The organism is Flavobacterium sp. SH_e (assembly GCF_025717045.1).
Taxonomy (GTDB): Bacteria; Bacteroidota; Bacteroidia; order Flavobacteriales; family Flavobacteriaceae; genus Flavobacterium.
The window spans coordinates 51,201-71,919 of sequence record NZ_JAOVZN010000006.1 but is presented as its reverse complement, the minus strand read 5'-3'; the positions used below and the strand labels follow the sequence as shown (position 1 = coordinate 71,919).

At 33.5% G+C, this 20,719-nt stretch carries 19 protein-coding genes and 1 pseudogene; 15 read left to right on the top strand and 5 right to left on the bottom strand.

Annotated features, from left to right (window positions below; all coding sequences use genetic code 11):
* Positions 1–56: 56 nt before the first annotated feature.
* The 3 genes from OD917_RS11205 (at position 57) to OD917_RS11195 (ending at position 3,296) form a co-directional block, all read left to right on the top strand.
* Positions 57–1,559, top strand: a complete 1,503-nt coding sequence (locus tag OD917_RS11205) for a family 43 glycosylhydrolase (protein ID WP_263523608.1) — start codon at positions 57–59, stop codon at positions 1,557–1,559.
* Positions 1,560–1,804: 245 nt separating this feature from the next.
* The gene (locus tag OD917_RS11200) at positions 1,805–2,032 is read left to right on the top strand and encodes a CDGSH iron-sulfur domain-containing protein (RefSeq protein WP_263523607.1); all 228 of its coding nucleotides are present in this window, start codon (positions 1,805–1,807) and stop codon (positions 2,030–2,032) included.
* A 133-nt stretch (positions 2,033–2,165) separates the two neighbouring features.
* A complete protein-coding gene (locus OD917_RS11195) occupies positions 2,166–3,296 on the top strand; it encodes a DinB family protein (RefSeq protein WP_263523606.1) in 1,131 nt (376 codons plus the stop codon).
* Between the two features lie 48 nt (positions 3,297–3,344).
* Here the strand turns inward: OD917_RS11195 and OD917_RS11190 are convergent, their stop codons facing one another.
* Entirely contained in the window at positions 3,345–3,977 is a 633-nt protein-coding gene (locus OD917_RS11190; RefSeq protein ID WP_263523605.1) for a DUF4304 domain-containing protein, read from the bottom strand.
* A gap of 64 nt (positions 3,978–4,041) precedes the next feature.
* On the bottom strand, positions 4,042–4,944 hold the full coding sequence (locus OD917_RS11185; RefSeq protein ID WP_263523604.1) for a PhzF family phenazine biosynthesis protein: 903 nt from the start codon (positions 4,942–4,944) through the stop codon (positions 4,042–4,044).
* A 228-nt stretch (positions 4,945–5,172) separates the two neighbouring features.
* On the opposite strand from OD917_RS11185, the gene OD917_RS11180 reads away from it, so the two are divergent.
* Positions 5,173–6,726, top strand: coding sequence for a patatin-like phospholipase family protein (locus OD917_RS11180; RefSeq protein ID WP_263523603.1), 1,554 nt, complete (start codon positions 5,173–5,175; stop codon positions 6,724–6,726).
* Here the strand turns inward: OD917_RS11180 and OD917_RS11175 are convergent, their stop codons facing one another.
* The gene (locus tag OD917_RS11175) at positions 6,727–7,176 is read right to left on the bottom strand and encodes a protease complex subunit PrcB family protein (protein ID WP_111284930.1); all 450 of its coding nucleotides are present in this window, start codon (positions 7,174–7,176) and stop codon (positions 6,727–6,729) included.
* 791 nt (positions 7,177–7,967) lie between these two features.
* On the opposite strand from OD917_RS11175, the gene OD917_RS11170 reads away from it, so the two are divergent.
* From OD917_RS11170 to proC, 9 genes are all read left to right on the top strand, one after another.
* Positions 7,968–8,507 (top strand): hypothetical protein, encoded by a 540-nt coding sequence (locus OD917_RS11170; RefSeq protein ID WP_263523602.1) that lies wholly within the window; start codon positions 7,968–7,970, stop codon positions 8,505–8,507.
* A gap of 78 nt (positions 8,508–8,585) precedes the next feature.
* Positions 8,586–9,503, top strand: a complete 918-nt coding sequence (locus tag OD917_RS11165) for a hypothetical protein (RefSeq protein ID WP_263523601.1) — start codon at positions 8,586–8,588, stop codon at positions 9,501–9,503.
* 158 nt (positions 9,504–9,661) lie between these two features.
* Positions 9,662–10,933: a serine--tRNA ligase gene (serS, locus tag OD917_RS11160; RefSeq protein ID WP_263523600.1), complete on the top strand. Its 1,272-nt coding sequence runs from the start codon at positions 9,662–9,664 to the stop codon at positions 10,931–10,933.
* A gap of 79 nt (positions 10,934–11,012) precedes the next feature.
* Positions 11,013–11,858 carry a prolipoprotein diacylglyceryl transferase gene (lgt, locus tag OD917_RS11155; protein ID WP_263523599.1) on the top strand — a complete coding sequence of 282 codons (846 nt, stop codon included), beginning with the start codon at positions 11,013–11,015 and terminating at the stop codon, positions 11,856–11,858.
* A gap of 47 nt (positions 11,859–11,905) precedes the next feature.
* Positions 11,906–13,687 carry a tetratricopeptide repeat protein gene (locus OD917_RS11150; protein WP_263523598.1) on the top strand — a complete coding sequence of 594 codons (1,782 nt, stop codon included), beginning with the start codon at positions 11,906–11,908 and terminating at the stop codon, positions 13,685–13,687.
* A gap of 127 nt (positions 13,688–13,814) precedes the next feature.
* Positions 13,815–14,126, top strand: a complete 312-nt coding sequence (locus tag OD917_RS11145; RefSeq protein WP_223706256.1) for a DUF4286 family protein — start codon at positions 13,815–13,817, stop codon at positions 14,124–14,126.
* Between the two features lie 136 nt (positions 14,127–14,262).
* Complete coding sequence (gene rsmA / locus OD917_RS11140; RefSeq protein ID WP_263523597.1) at positions 14,263–15,048, top strand: 16S rRNA (adenine(1518)-N(6)/adenine(1519)-N(6))-dimethyltransferase RsmA; 786 nt, start codon at positions 14,263–14,265, stop codon at positions 15,046–15,048.
* On the top strand, positions 15,032–16,381 hold the full coding sequence (gene mgtE / locus OD917_RS11135) for a magnesium transporter (RefSeq protein ID WP_184159079.1): 1,350 nt from the start codon (positions 15,032–15,034) through the stop codon (positions 16,379–16,381). The genes rsmA and mgtE overlap by 17 nt, the downstream gene beginning before the upstream one ends.
* A gap of 111 nt (positions 16,382–16,492) precedes the next feature.
* Positions 16,493–17,269 carry a pyrroline-5-carboxylate reductase gene (proC, locus tag OD917_RS11130; RefSeq protein ID WP_263523596.1) on the top strand — a complete coding sequence of 259 codons (777 nt, stop codon included), beginning with the start codon at positions 16,493–16,495 and terminating at the stop codon, positions 17,267–17,269.
* A gap of 242 nt (positions 17,270–17,511) precedes the next feature.
* Here proC and OD917_RS22605 read toward each other — a convergent pair.
* A pseudogene (locus tag OD917_RS22605) lies at positions 17,512–17,605 on the bottom strand (c-type cytochrome); the annotation flags it as partial.
* Positions 17,606–17,786: 181 nt separating this feature from the next.
* Complete coding sequence (gene nhaA / locus OD917_RS11120; RefSeq protein WP_263523594.1) at positions 17,787–18,926, bottom strand: Na+/H+ antiporter NhaA; 1,140 nt, start codon at positions 18,924–18,926, stop codon at positions 17,787–17,789.
* 226 nt (positions 18,927–19,152) lie between these two features.
* Here nhaA and OD917_RS11115 point away from each other — a divergent pair, with 226 nt between their 5' ends.
* Together OD917_RS11115 and OD917_RS11110 are read left to right on the top strand one after the other, a co-directional pair.
* Positions 19,153–20,103: a 2-hydroxyacid dehydrogenase gene (locus tag OD917_RS11115; RefSeq protein WP_263523593.1), complete on the top strand. Its 951-nt coding sequence runs from the start codon at positions 19,153–19,155 to the stop codon at positions 20,101–20,103.
* A gap of 191 nt (positions 20,104–20,294) precedes the next feature.
* Positions 20,295–20,711, top strand: a complete 417-nt coding sequence (locus tag OD917_RS11110; RefSeq protein WP_263523592.1) for a DUF805 domain-containing protein — start codon at positions 20,295–20,297, stop codon at positions 20,709–20,711.
* The last annotated feature ends 8 nt before the right edge of the window (positions 20,712–20,719 follow it).

Below are 20,719 nucleotides of genomic sequence, written 5' to 3'. Positions count from 1 at the left end.
TGTGGCATATTTTACTTATGGTCTTTTTGACTATATTTGAAAAAAATATCAAAAACATGAATAAAATATATCTAACCATTTTAGTATTATTTACTTATTGCGGTTATTCTCAGTCACAACCGGAAAAAATTTTAAAACAAAACCAATATTCAAACCCAATTTTTGCGGGAGATTATCCTGATCCGAGTTTATTGCGCGACGGAAAAGATTATTATATTGTGCATTCTTCTTTCGATTATTATCCTGGACTTTTAATCTGGCATTCGACCGATTTGATGAATTGGGAACCAGTAGCCAATGCGCTTCATAAATATGTTGGAGCGGTTTGGGCGCCAGATTTAATTAAATACAACAACAAATATTATATCTATTTTCCTGCGAATAATACCAATTTTGTAGTAACTGCCGATTCTATAAATGGTCCTTGGAGTGAACCTGTAGATTTGAAAATTGGGAATATCGATCCTGGACATGTTACTGATGATAAAGGAAATCGATTTTTATATTTTAGTAACGGAGGGTATGTGGCTTTATCAAAAGATGGACTTTCGGTAACAAGCGAATTGAAACATGTTTACGATGGCTGGAAAATTCCGCGCGAATGGAGCATTGAATGTTTTTGTATGGAAGGGCCAAAACTTTTCAAAAAAGGAGAATATTATTATTTAACCGTTGCCGAAGGCGGAACAGCTGGCCCAGCGACAAGTCATATGGTTATTTCGGCAAGATCAAAATCGCCTTTTGGACCTTGGGAAAACTCGCCTCATAATCCGATTGTGAGAACCAACAGCAGTTCTGAAACTTGGTGGTCAAAAGGACACAGTACTATTTTTGAAGATGCCAACGGAAAATGGTGGATGATTTTTCACGGTTACGAAAAAGATTATTACAACTTAGGACGTCAAACGTTACTTCAGCCAGTAGAATGGACAAAAGATGGCTGGTATAAAATTCCAGATAATATCGAGACCGATAAACCAATTGAAAAACCAGAAGGCAAAACGCTTCCTGAATTTTCATTGAGTGATAATTTTGAAGGTTCGGCTCTTAAACCGCAATGGAAATTTTATAGCGGAGTAGAAGCTTCAAGATTTAAAGTTGCTAATAACACTTTGACTATTGAAGGAAAAGGCGATGGAGTAGGAAACAGTTCCCCTCTTGTAATTGTTCCGGGCGGACATTCTTATTCGGCCGAAGTTGAAATGGAAATCGAAGGCAATGCAGTTGGCGGATTAACGCTTTTTTACGATAATAAATATTACTCTGGAATATTAGCCGATCAAAATAATATCTTAGCGAATTTAAGAGGTTGGCAGTTTCCAACAGAGAAAAACACCCATACGCGAAAAGTCTTTCTTAAACTAAAAAACATCAAGAATACAGTTGATATGTTTTACAGCATTGATGGAAAAGATTGGAAGAAAATCGAAAATTCAGTTGAAGTTTCAGGATATAATCATAATGTCTTAAGCGGATTTTTAGGATTAAGAATTGGTCTTTGTTCCATCGGAAAAGGAAGTGTGAAGTTTAAGAATTTTGTTTACAAGACATTAGAATAATAGTGTAGTTTGTCATCCTGAGGAACGAAGGATTACACTAGAAATTCGACAAAGATTGGTGAATATTCTTTGCGGAGTTACGCATGAGATCCTTCGTTCCTCAGGATGACAAGATTGGGATAAAACTTTGTGCCTTCCCGTCTTCGTAGCAAAACCCACATAAAATAGAACCAGTTTAAACTACGTTTCGCGCTTATAAATGAGAATATATTTCGCAATCTTTGCAGTCGAAAAAAACAAAATTTATGAGCAAGGCTAAATTAATCATCAATAAAAATGGTTCAATTAAAATCGAAGGAGATTTCGAAATTATGGATCCAGAAGGAACACTTTACGGCTTACAAGGAAGAACTGCATTAGGTCTTTGCCGTTGTGGACATTCTGCAAACAAACCATTTTGCGATGGAGCACACCGAAACAGCTTCGAACACGATTCAAAGGCATTTGATTTACCGCCAATGAAAACGAACTAAGAAGTTTTTCTAGTTTTAAATATTTTAAACCGCATCCTGCCTGATGCGGTTTTTTTATGAAGTTTTTTTTTGAAAAGTAAGTTATTACTTAGGAAAACAATATTACATTTACAGCAACATTAATTTTCCAAAAATGAAAAAACTAATAATACCACTGCTGTTTTTATTTTTTAGTATGAGTCAGGCTCAAACGGTAAAAACAGTTTCTACAGATTGGACATCTATAAGCCAGACCATTGCTATTCAGACTTCTGTAAAGAAAAAATTTAAAGTAACTGCTTATGTAAAAGTCGAAACTACAGAACCAAAATCATGGGCGGGAGTTTGGGCTCGTGTTGACACCAAAAACGATGAAGATGGTTTTTTTGATAATATGAGAGACAGACCGATAAAATCTAAAGAATGGAATTCATACACTGTTGAAGGAACTGTCGATAAGAATAGTAAATCATTAAGTTTTGGAGGTTTATGTCTATTTGACGGGAAGTTTTACTTTGACAAATTTGAACTTTTTATTGAAAATGATAAAGGGGTTTACGAACCTGTGACTGTTTTAAATTCAAGTTTTGAAAGTCCGATAAGTAATGGAGATATTCCTAAATGGATTCAAGGAATAAGTAACGATGCTATTGTTAAAGTAAAAGAATATAAAATTACTTCGGACAAATCTAGTGTTGATGGAAAAAACAGTTTGCTTATAGAAGGAAAAGGTATAAAACCAAGATTAGAAGCTAAAATTGGAAATGTTGAAGGAGCATCTCCAAAAATTGCAGATATGATTTCTATGCTTGAAGATTTAAAAGCTCGTGTTGAGAGAACAGTAAAAAACATGAGCCAATATGAAATTGATTATCTTCATGATGCAGAAGCAAACCGAATTGGGGCTTTGGTAATGCATTTGGCTGCAGCCGAAAAATATTATCAGGTCTTTACTTTTGAAAATAGAGATTTTAATGAAGAAGAAAAGAAAAAGTGGGGAAATGCTTTAGATTTGGATCAAGGTGGGAGAGATGAATTTAAAGGTCACGATATTCAATATTATTTGGATATCTACAATGAAGTAAGAGCAAAAACAATTGAAGAATTAAAGAAAAGAGACGATGCTTGGTTTGCAGAAGTGCAAACAAGATACGATTGGACAAACCAATATTGCTGGTTTCATGTTATGGAACATCAATCGAGTCATTTAGGTCAGATTTTGTTTCTGAAAAAGCGAATTCCGCCAGAACAGAAAAAAACGTTACCACAGGAAATTAAGAAATAAAACAAAGAAAGCTGCACTTTTTTAGATGCAGCTTTTTTAATTAGGTAATTATCCAAAATACTTGTCTAATCGAATTTGAATTTTCTCTTTATGGTCTGGAAAAGATGCTTTAGGATTTTTATTCCAATAATCAATTCCTTCTTGTAATAACGAAAATGCTTTTTCATTATTTCTAGCAATCAGAAAAAAATCACAAGCTTTGTAATGAAACCATTTTTCTTCAACCAATTTATTTGCAGCATTTTCCCAATTTGAGAGATTATCTAAAAATGGAACTCCTATATTTAAAACATTATTCTTTAGTGTTTGAAGTACATTCTCTCTTTCTTTTTCATTTATGATTTGAAAATGAGATTCTTTTTTACTGTTGATGACTGGAAATTCCCAACCTTTAATATTCCAATTCATTGCTCCTCCTAAACTGTCATTTATAGCATTTTCTCCAAATTCATTTAGATGCCATTTTAAATATTTCTTCGACGAAACTCCAAAAAAGATCCAAAACTCTGCAGACACATTTTCTTGGTTATGTCTGTTTGACTGAAAATGAATCGTTTGGACAAATTCATCAACCTTTCTTTTAAAAGTTAAAGTACTTTTTGAAAAAGTAAATCCAATTTGAGTTAAAGGCTCGAGTAAAGTTTTTTCGATACTTGTAGTTATGAGATCTTTCGGATTCATGATATAAAATATTCTAAAAAATACAAAAGTAGTAAAAAGATTACGTTTAGTGTTTTTTAAATAATTATATATAAAGTTCTCCTTTCATAGTTATAATTGAAGAACCGCCCACCAAAATATCTTCTTCACGATTCATAACTTCAATCATTGAGGACTGTTTTAATTTTACGCCTTGAAGAATTTTATATTCTTTTTCAGATTTAGTGAATTTCTTTTGCGTTAAAAAACCAATTAACGGACCTGCGGCGGTTCCTGTTGCGGGATCTTCGTTTATTCCGATTATGGGATTAAAAAATCTTGTTTCTACTATGTGGTCTAGACCTTCTTCAGCTGGAGTGAAACAATAAAACCCTTCAAAATCATATTCTTTTGAGATTTCAATTAAAAGCTGGTTGTCAGGAATAAAGCTGTTAAGTATCTGACTATTTTTTATAGGAACCATTGTATGTGCAACCTCTGTTTTAACGATTGTTGGCACAAAAGCATTTACATCCAAATCTTCAATCTTTAAGCCCAAAGCAACTGCAATTTTATACGTTGGGATCTCTTGTTTAATGACCGCCGATTTTTGATGCATTTGAACCATTGGCGAAAAAGTATCAGAATCAAAACTTACCGTTACTGGAATTGCTGAATGTTTCATAATTACAAAAGGCTCACTTTCATTTTGTTCATCAAAAATAGGAATGCCTTTTAGCAGGGCGCCACAAACTGCACCTAATAAATTATGGCCTGCGCCATCTATTTCAATTCCAGTTGGAGTAAACGAACGAACTACAAGTGCTTTTTCTCTTGTAGAATAATAGACAAATGAGGTTTCAGAATAACGAAATTCTCTAGAAATATCCTGATAGGTTTCTAGTTTTAGATTTCCATCTGTAAAAACTACAGAAAGTGGATTTCCTTTGTAGCTCTCGTTTGAGAATACGTCTAAAACGTAATATTCTAATGCTTTTCTTTCCTTCATATCTTCTATTTTGTAGCCGAGCCAATTCTAGATGGAATAAAATTACGCTTTATTCTTGTATTTCATTTATAGGTTTTACATTTCACGGTTATTTTAATATTACTTTTTGATTAAAAGTTTGTTTTCAAATCAAAAATTAAAATCAGAAAAAGTTAAAAATCAATAGACAAAGATTTCATTTTGAATTATTTCAATTAATTTTAAATGCTTTAAATAATTTTTGGGTTTATGCTATTTAAAAGACTTTCTACGATATTCTTTTTTCTTGTTTTGATGAATAAAGGAATCGCTCAAAACAAGATAAATCTCTTTTCAGAAATCAATTATAATTCAATTCCTGAAGTGGCATTAAATGAATATAAATCGGTTCAGGATCGCGATAACCGACTCCAGAATCCGAATATTGCTTTAGGAGTTGGTATTTCTGGCGGAGGATCGCGAGCGCAGTTTTTTAGTATGGGAGTTCTTTTAGGTTTAGAAGATATCCAGGAAGACAATTCGAGTCGTAATTTTCTAAATGAAGTTGATTATTTTTCTACCGTTTCAGGAGGCTGTTATTCGGCGGGATATTATTTGACGATTTTGAAAAATAAACTGCAATATGACAATTGCACCTTCAACGAATTCTATTTTTCTAAAGCCGATGCCTTCAAATCGGATGTCAGTAAATCGGCGAATCTTTTCTCGCTTTTGAATAATAGCAGAAACGAAAAAGGAGAAAAAATCTCTATGGCACAACGTTTAGATTTGGAGGTTTTACAATATGACAGCGCTAATCCAGAGAATCAGAATAAGTTTAAAACACAAATGCTTTTGTCTGATTTCTTTATTCCGAAAGACAGTAAACAGAATCCGCAATTGCCAATTTTGGTTGCCAACGGAACGGCTTATAACAACGGCGAACGTTTTCCGTTTATGCCGCATATTATTCGGGCTCTGAAAATCAATTCGTCTTTGGCTCCAAATAAAGCGCCACTTTCGCTTGACGAAAATTATATTAACAATGGTTATGATTTTCCTTTGACTTATGCTATTACAGCAAGTTCTGCTTTTCCTGGTGTTCTTCCAAAAACTAAATTCGGAATCAAAAATCAAGATAAAATTTTATGTGTAATTGATGGAGGTGCGTCTGATAATATGGGTTACGAAACCTTGATCGAACTACTTCATAATGATACAAAAGTCAAAGACAAAAATAAAAAAGCGCTATTTATCGATTGTTTGGGACAAGGAAAAAAAGCTCCTTTTATAAATGATGGAAAAATCGGATTGCTTTCTTTGTTAGAGACGGCTTCATTATATACGGTTCAAACGCGATATATTACTTTTGAAAAAGATGTAGAAAGTGATCTTGAGAGATATAAAATTCCAACTTCAAATTATGAGATAATTGGTTTTACAACTTTACGGAATTATTTGTCAAAACTTAATAAAAATCAGAAATATGAAGATTTGGTTACGCAATTAAAAAACACAGATGACGAAGCGGCAAGCTGGCTGAAACTTCATGATGATTTTAGAACAGAATTGATTGCAAAGTTTGGAGCGGACAGTTTTAAAAAAGACAAAAATGGAGAGTTGCAACTTGCCAGTTTAGACAAAGAAAAGTTTAAAGATTTTGGCGCTGCCGAACTTTTGATGTTATATGAATATTCGTCTCATGTAGAAACCAAGCTAAAAATAACACCTGAAGAAAAAGAAATGCTACTCTTGGCTGGACGTTTTGCAACTTATTTAAAAACGAATGAATTGAAAGAGTTATTGGTTGAGAATAGAGGATAACTACTGTTCAAAAATAACCTTTTTATCTGTTTTGTCTGTTTTTACAATATCGTAAGGTCTAGATAATTTGGAAGTATTATTACCGTTTTGTAGTTTTTCGACTTTTACAATTATGGTATTTCGATTTTCACTAATTTCAACAATATCTATAGAATGTCCGCCGCTGGTTTGCGTTTTGTCTATAACAGCAATGATTTGATATTTGCTAAAATCAATAGTATTTTCTTTAAAATATTTGGAAAGATTAGTTGAAGCATTCATTTCCTTAACTAGTTTATCCCAGTTTTTTTGGTCTTTAATAATTAAATGTCTTGGCGCAAGACTTTGATCATTTGGAAAAGAATCTCCTTTTGCAACTAACGAAAATTGCACATCAGAGTTTGGTAAATCTTCACTTTCGCAACTAGTTAATGCAAGCAGAATACTAACAATTAATATAATTTGTTTCATGGTTTTGGTTTTGGTTTTGAAACTTTAGTATAAAGCTTTATCTATAATAGATGCATTTGTTCTTAAATAGTTGCGTAAAAAAGTGTTTAGGTTTTTTAAAACTAATTTAACCATAACGTAAGTTTTGATTAAAAATTGTGTGTTGTTTAAGAAAAATGAAAAACAATCATAATACTAGAAAAGTTTTTAAAATTTGTCAAAGATTTACATTGTTTAATTTCCATTTCGTTCTAATTTCTTTTTGATAATAAGGAGAATTATAATTGGAATAAGAAAATTACAGATTAAGTATAAGTTAATAATACAGTAATCGAAATTTATAATCCCCAAAAAAGCTGTTAGAATAAGAAGTATTGAAAAAAACAAATTAAGGAAACCATTTATTGAAAGAAGAAAAATTTTTTTTTGGTTTGATTTCCAAATTCTTACGAATGAAAGTGTAATAGATAAAATTCCAATGCCAGCAGTTATCCAGCAACTCATTAGAAAAAAAGAAAATGTATCAAATCCTCTAAATAATCCGGGGCTCTCAAAATAATAAATGAAAAATGTTATGATGCTCCAGATATTAGTTAAGACTAAAGATGAAATTAAACTTTTGTAAATGATGTTTTCCATGATTTTAGCTGATTTTAAGGATTATTATGGGAATATTTCAATTTGGTAAAATTTTAAACTACAAAAACTTATCCAAAAATTAATTGCTATTTTTATTTGGAGTAAAATTTAAAAAAGGTTATCTCAAAAATTTCCCTCAACTTTGCAAAATAATCCTCTAAATATATACGTAAATGGAATTCGGTAAAATCATTATTTCAGAAACGGCAGCAAAAAGTGAAAATCCACAAGATATTGTAAATTCGAATATTTCGGTAATCAATTTAATGCGTGAAGAAAAAATAGACGACGATTTGATTCATGAAGATGCTTTAATGAGTTATTATCTGGATTTTTATGCGTCTAAATATGCCGAGGGAAATTTTTCAAAATTCGTTCATGATTCGGGATGGAATAAAGAATTGAATGAATTAATAGAAGAAGGTTTGGCTTTAATTGGCGCCGAAAAACACTTAGAATTATTTAAAGAACAATCCCGAAAACTTCGTTTGCAAAGCAATATCAAATTAGGAAAATTTTTAAAAGAGAAATTCGATGCGCCAAACGCTTTCAAGGATTTGCTAAACAATAACGCTTATTTTGAATTGGATGAAAATCTGGCCGAATTGAATGCGGCGTTTTTAAAATCGCATCCTGATACAGAAGTGCTTTCGGTTGAAGAAATGTTTAAAACACTGGAAGAGTTTGTTGGACACGAAATTAAGAGAGATTAAATTTCTGTTTTTTTGTTATGGTTTGTAAGAAAATTATATATTTGGAACGCCCTAAAATTTTCTAATAAACCAAAACCTATGAAAAAAACTGCCCTTTTAAACGGAATTTTGGTGCTTTTACTTTCCTGCGGGAAAAGTGATAAGATCAAAGACGAAACGCAAATTCAGAATCAAGAACTACTTTCTCAGACTGAAATAGATTCAGATTTAAATAAAAAGGAGATTAAGAAACTCATTTTTAAAAACACAGATGAAATTGAAGATTCAACAGAATTGGATCTTCCCTTGCTTTCGAAAGTCGCGACAAATCTCAAAATCAAATATTCTGCTATCAAGATTAGCGAAACGAGTTCGATTAACTACGATGATAAAACCGCTTTTTTTGTCTTGACAATTGTCGAACATAATAAAAAAGCGATAAAGAATGATGAGGCAGAATTAGGCAATTATTTTCAGCGTAAGTATTTATTTGTAAATCGGGAAAATGGAAGTGTAATTGCCGAAGAATTTGATGATAATTTAGGTTATTACGATAATGAAGCCATTCGATTTTCGAAATCTCATATTTTAAAAGATCTCGTTTTTTTAAACGGAAAAACTCCTGCAGTTGCTTTTTACACTGAAGCCAGTGCAAGCAGTAGAATTGTGTTGTATTCGGAGCAAAAATTCACTTTGGTAACTTTGGCTAATAAAGAAATCAGAAAAGTATTATACGAATATCCTATTCGCTTGACGAATGGAGATTCTAACGGGAGCGGTACTTTTCAGATCGAAACTCTAGAAACCGGAATGAGTTTTTCTGACGAAAAAACAAATGGTTACTTTGATTTAATGATCACCAAAAACTTTTCTTATGAAGAAGCAGTTGAAGATGATTCAGAAAATGGAGTACAAGAAAAAAGCGATCTGAAAACGAAAAAAGAATTTGAAAAGCTCAAGTTTAACGGAAAAGAATATGCTTTCAACAGAGATGACAGGTATCGTTTTCTGGAATAAATTTGGAAAAAATCAAAAAACAACAAGAGCACTTTTAAGGTGCTTTTGCTGTTTATAGGAGATTTCAGTTTTCCTGCAAAACTTTGACCTATTGTTAACAAACATTTCCTTAAATTTGCTTCCGTTATAAAAAATACAATAGTTATAAAAATCAAGCTATGTTACAAATTGCATTTATTAGAGAAAATCAAGAGAAAGTAATCAAAGCTTTAGCAAAACGAAATATCGATGCTAAAAGCGTTGTTGAAGAGGTGGTTCAATTAGACGAAAATCGTCGTGCTGCACAGGTGGAATTAGACAATACTTTATCAGAATCTAATAAATTGTCCAAAGATATTGGTGAATTGATGAAAGCTGGTGAGAAAGCTAAAGCAGCAATCTTAAAAGAAAAAACTGTTTCACTAAAAGAAAAAAGTAAAGAACTTAGCGAAAAAGCAGAAGCTTTGGCTGTTGAGTTAACCAATAAATTATACACTTTACCAAATCTTCCTGCGGATATTGTTCCTGAAGGAAAAACTCCAGATGACAATTTGAATGTTTTCCAAGAAGGTGATATTCCTGCTTTGCATGAAGGTGCGCAGCCACACTGGGAATTGGTAAAGAAATATGATATTATCGATTTTGAATTGGGTGTAAAAATCACTGGAGCTGGATTTCCTGTTTATAAAGGAAAAGGAGCAAAGCTTCAACGTGCTTTGATCAACTATTTCTTAGATAAAAATACAGCTGCAGGATATAATGAAGTTCAGGTGCCACATTTAGTAAACGAAGCTTCTGGCTATGGAACAGGTCAATTGCCAGATAAAGAAGGGCAGATGTACCACGCTGGAATTGACGATTTATATTTGATTCCAACGGCTGAGGTTCCAGTTACGAATTTATTCCGTGATGTTATTTTGAACGAAAGCGAATTGCCTGTTTTACAAACAGCTTATACGCCATGTTTCCGTCGTGAAGCAGGTTCTTATGGAGCGCACGTTCGTGGATTAAACCGTTTGCACCAATTTGATAAAGTAGAAATTGTTCGTGTAGAGCATCCTGATAATTCTTATGCGGCGCTTGACGGAATGGTTGAACATGTAAAAGAGATTTTAAAAGAATTAAAATTGCCTTACAGAGTTTTACGTCTTTGCGGTGGCGATATGGGATTCACTTCTGCTTTGACTTACGATTTTGAAGTATTTTCAACTGCACAAGACCGTTGGTTAGAAATCAGTTCTGTTTCTAACTTTGAAACTTTCCAGGCAAACCGCTTGAAATTACGTTTTAAAGACAAAGACGGAAAAAACCAATTGGCTCATACACTTAACGGAAGTTCATTAGCACTTCCACGTGTTTTAGCTGGAATTATTGAAAATTACCAAACTCCGGAGGGAATCGTAATACCAGAAGTTTTACGTCCTTACTGTGGATTTGATATTATAAACTAATTTAGTTGACAGTCTCAGTCTCAGTTTTCAGTTTCGACTGTGAACTGTGACTGAAAACTGCGACTAAAAATTACCACTTATGAAAAACGGAATATTAAATTGGAACGTAGATCCTGTCATTTTCTGGATTACGGATAGTTTTCCGTTAAAATATTACGGGGCTCTTTTTGCCTGCGGGCTTCTTTTAGGTTTTTATATTGTTAGAAATATTTACAAAAAAGAAAACCTTTCTTTAGACAATCTTGATTCCTTATTGATTTATGTTATTGTCGGAACTGTTTTAGGAGCCCGACTCGGACATTGTTTCTTTTACGAACCTGATTATTTCTTCAAACATCCTATAGAAATTCTTTTGCCAATTCAAAAAATAAAAGGAGTATATCAATTTGTGGGATATCAAGGTTTGGCAAGTCACGGAGGTTCGATTGGAGTTCTTACGGCAATGATTTTATACTGCCGAAAATACAAAGTAAAATTCTTAGGACTTTTAGATAAAATGGCGGTTGCAGTTCCTGTAACGGGCGCTTTTATCAGAATGGGAAATTTTATGAATTCTGAAATCTACGGAAAACCAACCAATGGAAATTGGGGAGTAGTTTTTGAAAGAGACGATTTGATTCCGAGACATCCAACGCAATTATATGAAGCATTTGCTTATTTGTTGATTTTTGGAATTCTGTTTTATATGTACAAATCAGAAAAAATCAGAAATGCACAAGGATTAATCTTTGGAAGTTTCTTAACTTTATTATTTACAGCTCGTTTTATAATTGAATTTTTCAAAGAAAATCAAGAAGCTTTCGAGGATAGTATGCTGATTAATATGGGACAGATTTTGAGTGTTCCGTTTATTTTAATTGGCTTAGGTTTGATTTTCTGGAAAACCAAGAAAGTCTCAGGGGACAGTAAAAGTTTGCAGTTTTAACAAGACTGAAAACCGTGATTGTGACTGCGACTGAAAACTTAAAAAATATGAGAAACATATTGATTTGTATCGTTTTGTTATGTTCTGGTTTTGCATTTGGTCAAAACGAGCAATTGGCTCAATATTACTACGATAAAGGCGATTTCGAAAAAGCTAAAATTAGTTATGAAGAGCTTTTAAGAAGTGCGCCATCCAATACCCAATATTTTTTAAGAACAGTCGATTGTTATCAGCAATTGCAGCAATACGCAAATGCTGAAAAAGCGATTCAAGATCGTTTCAATCGTTACAAACAAGGAGTTTTCTTAGTTGAATTGGGATACAATTTTCAATTGCAGAAAAATGATTCAAAAGCCAAAAACTATTACGAACAAGCAATCGAAAAAATTAAAACAAATCCTAATGATGTTTACGGAATTGCAAGTTCATTCGAGAAAAAAGTATTGTTGGAGTATGCTCTAAAATCGTATCAAACGGCAATGCAGGTTCAGCCCAATTTCAATTTCAATTTCCAAATCGGAATGCTTTACGGTCAGTTGGGTAAAACCGATTTAATGATCGATTTGTTGCTGACAGAATCTTTTACAAATCCGCAGAATACCAATTTGATTCAGACACAATTGTCTCGATTCATGAATGGTGAAACCGATAATACTGCTTTTAAAGATGCGATGCGTAAAGCATTAATCTTAAAAACTCAGAAAGATCAAGATGTTTTCTGGAATCATTATTTGAGTTGGTTTTATGTACAACAGAAAGAATTTGGAAAAGCGTTTATTCAAGAAAAAGCGATTTACAAACGCGAACCAGAATCGCTATTAAGTATTGTTAATTTGAGTCAGTTTGCATTGACTGAAGGCGATACAGATACAGCAGAAGAAATTTTGAATTTCATTCTTCAAAACACAAAAGATTTAGATTTATTGATTCAGTCGAATGCGTATTTGATGCAGATTAAGATCGATAAAGCCCAGGAAAAAGATTACCCAGCCATCGATCAAGAATTGCAGCAATTGCTGGCAACTTACCAAATCAATCCTTTTACCTTATCTTTGCAAATCATTCAAGCGCATTTTCTAGCTTTTAATTTGAAAAAAACAGAAGAAGGAAAGGCTGTAATCAAAAAGGCTTTAGAATTGAATTTAAACGAATATCAAAAAGCCGATGCTAAAATGGAACTGGCCGATATTTTGCTTTTGGAAGAAAAATACAATCAGGCACTAATTTACTATTCGCAGATTCAATTGGATTTAAAGAATGATGTAATGGCACACGAAGCAAGTTTGAAAGCAGCGAAAACAAGTTATTACAAAGGCGATTTTGAATGGGCAAATAAACAATTTAAAGAATTAAAAGCAGCAAACACACAGTTAATTGCGAATGATGCTTTAGAATATTTTCTTTTAATTAATGATAATACCGCGGCAGATTCAACTCAAGTAGCATTGAAACAATTTGCAAAAGGAGATTTTTTAATCTATCAGAATAAAAAACAAGAAGCAATTGTGCAGTTTCAGAATATTCTAAAAAACTTTAAAGGTCAAGAAATTGAAGCGGTAACGTTATTGCGTTTAGGAAAAGTTTACGAAAGTCAGAAGGATTTTGCTTCGGCTTTAAGCCAATATCAGCAAATCATTGATAATCACAGCGACGGAATTTATGTTGACGAAGCACTATTTTTCTCAGCCGAAATTTACAACGACGAACTAAAAGATCCAGAAAAGGCAAAGCCTTTATATGAAAAGGTAATTTTTAACCATCAAGACAGTATTTACTTTGTTGATGCCAGAAAAAAATACCGCGAGTTAAGAGGAGATAAGAATTTGTAGAATTAAATTCCAAAAAGCAAATTCTAAAGAATGAAAAATTAGTAAAATGATGATTTGAAAAGATTTAAGAGTCGAGAGAAAAAAACTTAGAACCTTAGCATCTTAGCATCTCAGAACCTTAGAAAAAATGATTATTTACAACGTTACCACAAACATACACGAAAGCGTCCACGAAAAATGGTTAAAATGGATGCAAGAAAAACACATACCAGAAATTCTAGCAACTCAGAAATTTTCTTCGGCACGAATTGTAAAAGTTCTAGTTGAAGAAGAAATGGGCGGAATTACTTATTCAGTGCAATATGTAACGGATAGCAAAGAAACTTTGGACAAGTTTTATATCGAAGACGAACCGGAATTCCACAGAGAAGCGTTAAGTTTATTTGCTGATAAAATGCTTTCTTTTAGAACAGAATTAGAGGTTATTTCAGAGCATTAATTTTATAGTGTTCAGTTTTCAGTAATTAGTATTCAGTCAAAAGAAATTAAATCTTTGTGTCTTTGTCCCGATAGCTGTCGGGATTGTGGCAAAAAAAGAATACTTTTGCAGCCTCGTGGCAAACAAGATAAATGAAATGGAAAAAGTAAAAGCAAAAAAACATTTAGGGCAGCACTTTCTTAAAGACGAAAGTATCGCAAAAGCAATTGCAGATACTTTGACTTTTAATGGATATGATGAGGTTTTAGAAATAGGGCCAGGAATGGGTGTGCTTACTAAGTATTTGCTTGAAAAACCAATCAACACGCACGTTATTGAGATCGATACAGAATCTGTAGCGTATTTGGATGCCAATTATCCAAAATTAAAAGATAAAATTATCTCTCAGGATTTCCTGAAGTATAATATAAATGAAGTTTACCAAAATAAACAGTTTGCCATTATTGGCAACTTTCCGTACAATATTTCTTCTCAGATTGTTTTTAGGACATTAGAGCTTAGAGACCAGATTCCAGAATTTTCTGGAATGTTCCAAAAAGAAGTAGCTGAGCGCATCTGTGAAAAGAAAGGCTCGAAAACCTACGGAATACTATCAGTTTTAGCCCAGGCTTTCTATGATACCGAGTATCTGTTTACGGTTAATGAAAACGTTTTTATTCCTCCGCCCAAGGTGAAATCGGGTGTGATGAGAATGACCCGAAAGGAAGATTATAGCCTTCCTTGCAGCGAGAGGTTGTTTTTTACAGTTGTAAAAACCGCTTTTCAGCAGAGACGAAAAACATTACGTAACAGTTTGAAAACATTAAATTTATCAGACAATTTGCGAGAAGACACTATCTTTGATAAACGTCCCGAGCAATTAAGCGTTGATGAATTTATTGAACTAACTCAAAAAATAGAAACCGATGGAGTTCAAAGTTAGTAAAGAATTTATACATCAGTTAGAAGAACTTATCAATAAGAAAAACGACAACGAACTTGAAGTTTTACTTAATGATTTGCACCACGCCGATATCGCCGAAATCTTAGATGAATTAGATTTCGATGAAGCAACCTATATCTTCAAGGTTTTAGATAGTGATAAAACAGCCGAAATTCTTCTTGAATTAGAAGAAGATCTGCGTGAAAATATCTTAAGCCGACTTTCACCAAAGGAAATCGCGGAAGAGCTTGATGAGCTTGAAACTAATGACGCTGCCGACATTATCGCCGAACTTTCCCAAGAAATAAAAGCAGAAGTAATCTCGGAATTGGTCGACGTTGAACACGCCAAAGATATTGTCGATCTTTTACGTTACGACGAAAATACGGCTGGTGGTTTGATGGGTAAAGAGCTTGTAAAAGTGAATGAAAATTGGAACGTTTTGACTTGCGTTAAAGAAATGCGAATTCAGGCTGAAAATGTTTCTAGAGTGCATTCAATTTATGTGGTTGATGATGAAAACCGTTTAAAAGGAAGGCTTTCTCTTAAAGATTTATTGACTTCTTCTACCAAAACTCAGATTGGTGAAGTTTATATCCGAAAATTAAATTTTGTAAATGTTGATACAGAAGATGTTGAAGTCGCTCGTATCATGCAGAAATATGACTTAGAGGCAATTCCAGTTGTTGATGAATTAGGCCGTTTAGTTGGAAGAATTACTATCGATGATATCGTAGACGTAATCAAGGAAGAAGCAGATAAAGATTACCAGTTAGCGGCAGGTATTACTCAAGACGTTGAATCGAATGACAGCGTTTACGAACTCACAAAAGCACGTTTACCTTGGCTTTTAATCGGAATGGTGATCGAAATTGTGGCTTCTTTTGTTTTGAAAGGTAATGAAGGAACTTTTCAGAAATATTCTACTTTAATCATTTTTGTGCCTTTGCTTTCTGCAACAGCAGGAAATATCGGAGTTCAGGCTTCGGCAATTGTGGTGCAAGGTTTGGCAAATGGAACTTTGAAAGATTTTAGTCGTGGTTATTTTACCAAAGAAATTACCGTTTCTATGATTTCTGGAAGTATTATCTCTTTGCTTTTATTAGGATATCATTCTATAATGTATCAGCAATATTTGGTAGGATTTGCGATTTCAATTTCAATGATTGTCGTGATTTTGTTTGCGGCAACTTTAGGCACTTTAGTACCGCTTTTCCTCAACAAAAATAAAATTGACCCCGCAATTGCTACTGGTCCGTTTATCACGACAACCAACGATGTATTTGGAATTATGCTCTACTTTGGAGTAGCAAACTTAATTCTTGGATTTTAGATTTTTGCCACAAATTAGCAGATAACAGTGATTTAAAATCTCTAAAATCTGCGTAATTTACAGGCGGAAAAAATGCTGTTTATCAGTTACAAATAATTAAAGCCAACCAGAATGAAAGTACACATTATTGGAGGAGGAAACCTTGGGGTTTCTATTGCCTTGGGAATTGCTAAATTCTCGAAAAACAACCAAGTTACTGTGACAAGAAGAAATACAGGAAGTATTCAATATTTATCTGAATACGGAATTACTGTTTCTAACGATAATAAACACAATATTCAGGATGCTGATGTTGTAATTTTAACCATAAAACCGTATCAGGTTGATACTGTTTTAGCTGAAATTTTGCCTGTTATTCAAAACAAAACGATTGCTTCAGCAGTAAGCGGGTTGTCTTTAGAAATGCTTCAGACTAAAACAAATTTTGAATATCCAGTTGTCCGCATTATGCCAAATATTGCAGCTCAATTTGGAGAATCGGCGACTTGTATTTCTTTTCCAGAAAAATATGCGGTAAATGCTTCGCCAATTGTTGATTTATTTCAAGATTTAGGAACAGCTCCAGTAATCGACGAAAAATTAATGGACGCGGCGACAGTTTTAGGCGCGTGCGGAACAGCATATGCGTTGCGTTATATTCGCGCGTCTATGCAGGCGGGAATTGAAATTGGTTTTGACTCTAACACCGCTTTGGCAATTGCAGCACAAACGGTAAAAGGAGCGGCTAAAATGCTTTTGGAAGAGCGTGTGCATCCAGAACAATTAATTGACCGTGTAACAACGCCTCAAGGTTGTACGATAGTTGGTTTAAATGAAATGGAACACAATGGTTTCAGCTCATCGTTAATTAAAGGGATTAAGACTTCTTTGAAACAGATCAAAGGTTAGGTTTTAAAGAAATTCCAATATTTTAAAATTCCAAATTCCAATCTTGTTGGGGTTTGGGATTTTTTGTTTTTAAGTTTAATCAATTATTCTCGAACAATATTTGATTACGGAAGGAAGATTGCTTTCATCTAGAACGTCTTTAAACATTGTACGATGATAATCGATTCCTAAATTCTCAATTTTAGTGCTGTCGATTTCATTGTTTTTCCTTAGCATCCATTCGACAAAAACCAATGAGTCTAAATTTCTAAGTGCTGGTCCTGTGCTCTTGGCGTCTAGTTTATGACAAGCTGCACAATTGGAATTAAAAATCTCTTTTCCTTTGTAAGCATCTCCTGTTAATTCAAAAGCTTGGGTTCCGCAAAACGAAATGGGTAGTTGAGGATCTAAGTTGAGGCGTGAAGGATTGTATTTTATTTGATAAAAGATAATACCAACAAGCAATATTATAAGTGATATTGATATCGAAAGGATTTTTCTGATTCTTTTCATTTATTAAGCTTACTAAATTGGAGTTTTATTTCAATCTGTTTAACGTATATTTCAAATAAACAAATCCCATAAGTCCTGCTAAAAATGAAGCAATTAGAATCGCAATTTTTGAAAAAACAATAATTTCAGGATTTTTGAAAGCCAGAACGGTAATAAAAATCGACATTGTAAAACCAATTCCGCCCAGCATTCCTGCACCTAAAATATGCGCCCATTTTAAATTTTTCGGTAAAGTGCACAAACCTGCAGTTACGCCGACAGAAGAGAAAAGTAAAATTCCAAGTGGTTTTCCAACTACTAGTCCGAGAATGATTCCGTAAGTGTTGGCATGATTTAAGCCTTCATGCCAGTTTTCGGTAATTGTTAAAGCAGTATTGGCAATTGCGAACAAAGGCAAAATGAAAAAAGCTACGGGTTTGTGTAAAAAATGCTGTAACTTGTATGAAGACGTTTTTTCGCCACCATCGCCAAAAGGAATAACGAATGCTAAGATGACACCAGTAATTGTTGCATGAACGCCAGAATTAAGCATAAAATACCACATTATGACTCCGCCAATGAGATATGGAATTAGGTTGTGAATTTTCATTCGGTTTAAAACAAAAAGAAGACACCAAATTCCAAGTGCAATTCCGAGATTTAGAAAAGAAATTGAAGTGGTGTAAAAAATCGCAATCACGATAATCGCACCCAAATCATCAATTACAGCCAAAGCAGTTAAAAATACTTTTAAGGAAGCTGGAACTTTTTTTCCAAGAAGTGACAAGATTCCAATTGCAAAAGCAATATCGGTCGCCATCGGGATTCCGGCTCCGTTTTGTGTGGTTGTTCCGTAATTTAAAACTAAAAATATTGCGGCAGGAACTAGCATTCCGCCAAAAGCAGCCATTATTGGCAAAGAGGCATTTTTAAAGTTTGATAATTCGCCATGATAAATCTCGCGTTCCAGCTCCAAACCGATTAAAAGGAAGAAGATGGTCATTAATCCGTCATTGATCCAATCTGTTATAGAATGTCCCGCAATTTCTTTTTCCCAAAATGCCACATACGGAATTTGAAAAGAGGAATTGGCAAGAAAAAGAGATAAAATCGTGACAAAGAGCAAGATAATTCCTCCTGATTTTTCGTTTTCAAAAAAGGCTGTAAAAGTCTTGGTTAATTTCATTGCAGAAGATTTTCTGGAGTATTGAAGTTAGAATTTGAAAATTCTTATTCTTTCAAAGTTAGAAAAAATCTAAGCAATAAAAAAGAGTTTGCCACGAAGGCTTGAAGACATGAAGCTTTTATTTTTTTGTCTTTCACTATTTCTTATCGATTTCGTGACTTTGAGAGATTAAAATCAAAATCTTAAACAATTCCTGTATTTTTGTATTTATAAAATTCAATACAAAATGAGTATAAAAATTCTTCATATCGACAGCAATAATCCAATTCTTTGGAATCAATTGGAAGAAGCTGGTTTCGAAAATCACGCTGATTTCAAATCTTCAAAAGAAGAAATCGAAGCAAAAATTCAAGACTATAACGGAATTGTAATTCGCAGCCGTTTCAAGATTGACAAGACTTTTTTAGATGCTGCAACAAAGTTGCAATTTATTGCAAGAGTTGGTGCAGGTTTGGAAAGTATTGATTGTGAGTATGCTTCTTCGAAAGGAATTCATCTCATTGCTGCTCCAGAAGGAAATCGCAACGCTGTTGCAGAACATTCGCTTGGCGTAATTTTATCTTTATTCAACAACTTAAACCAAGCAGACGCAGAAGTGAAAGCGGGACAATGGAACCGCGAAAGCAATCGTGGTCATGAATTGGATTTAAAAACAGTTGGGATTATCGGTTATGGAAATATGGGAAAAGCTTTTGCCAAAAAATTACGAGGTTTTGAAACAGAGGTTTTATGCTACGATATTTTGGATAATGTTGGAGACGAAAATGCGAAGCAGGTTTCATTGGAAGAATTACGCGAAAAAGCAGATGTTTTAAGTCTTCATCTTCCTTGGACACCAGAGACAGATAAAATGGTTAACAGCGCCTTTATAAATGCGTTTAAAAAGCCTTTTTGGATTATCAATACTTCTCGCGGTAAAAACATTGTGACAGCAGACTTAGTTGAAGCGATGAAAGAGAAAAAAATCTTAGGCGCAGGTTTGGATGTTTTGGAATATGAAAAACTTTCGTTCGAAACGCTCTTTCAAGATAAAAACACGCCAGAAGCTTTTCAATATCTTTTGGAAGCAAAAAATGTCTTACTGACGCCTCATATTGCAGGTTGGACTTTTGAAAGTCATGAACGTCTTGCTCAGGTAATTGTCGATAAAATCAAAGCGGTTTACAACAAAAAATAGCGTACAGGCTTTAGATTTTAATAACGAGGTTTTTCTTGTGAATTTTATTTAGTGAGATTAGTTTTATTTGTTAATTTTTAATAATATTGTTTCCGAATTTCAAAGAATGAGTCTAAATAGGTTCTTTTTTTTGAACTTTGGAGCATACCGAAAATCCTAAAAAGAGTAGGGAAAAGCTAACGATTTTAATTATGATTGAATGGTATAAAATTGCCATGTTCCAGAACTATGCAAACTTTAGCGGAAGAGCTAGAAGAAGTGAATATTGGTACTTTCGCCTTGCGACAGGAATTCTATTTTTTGCATTTGCTTTTTTAGCGATAATATTATCTGCAATTTTAGGTCCTACAGTTGGTCTTTCAATTGTGGGAGTTGTGTTTTTTCTTTACATGCTTGCTTCTATAATTCCTTCTTTATCAGTTACAGTTAGGAGAATGCATGATTTGGGCAAAAGTGGCTGGACAATTTTAGTTGCTTTAATTCCGTTTGCTGGACCTATTTGGATGTTAGTTTTGTTGATTACTGAAGGAGAGTTTGGAGAAAACTATTACGGTCCAGACCCAAAAAGTACAACAGAAGAAATTGATGAAATTGGAATTAATAATTAACTAAATAA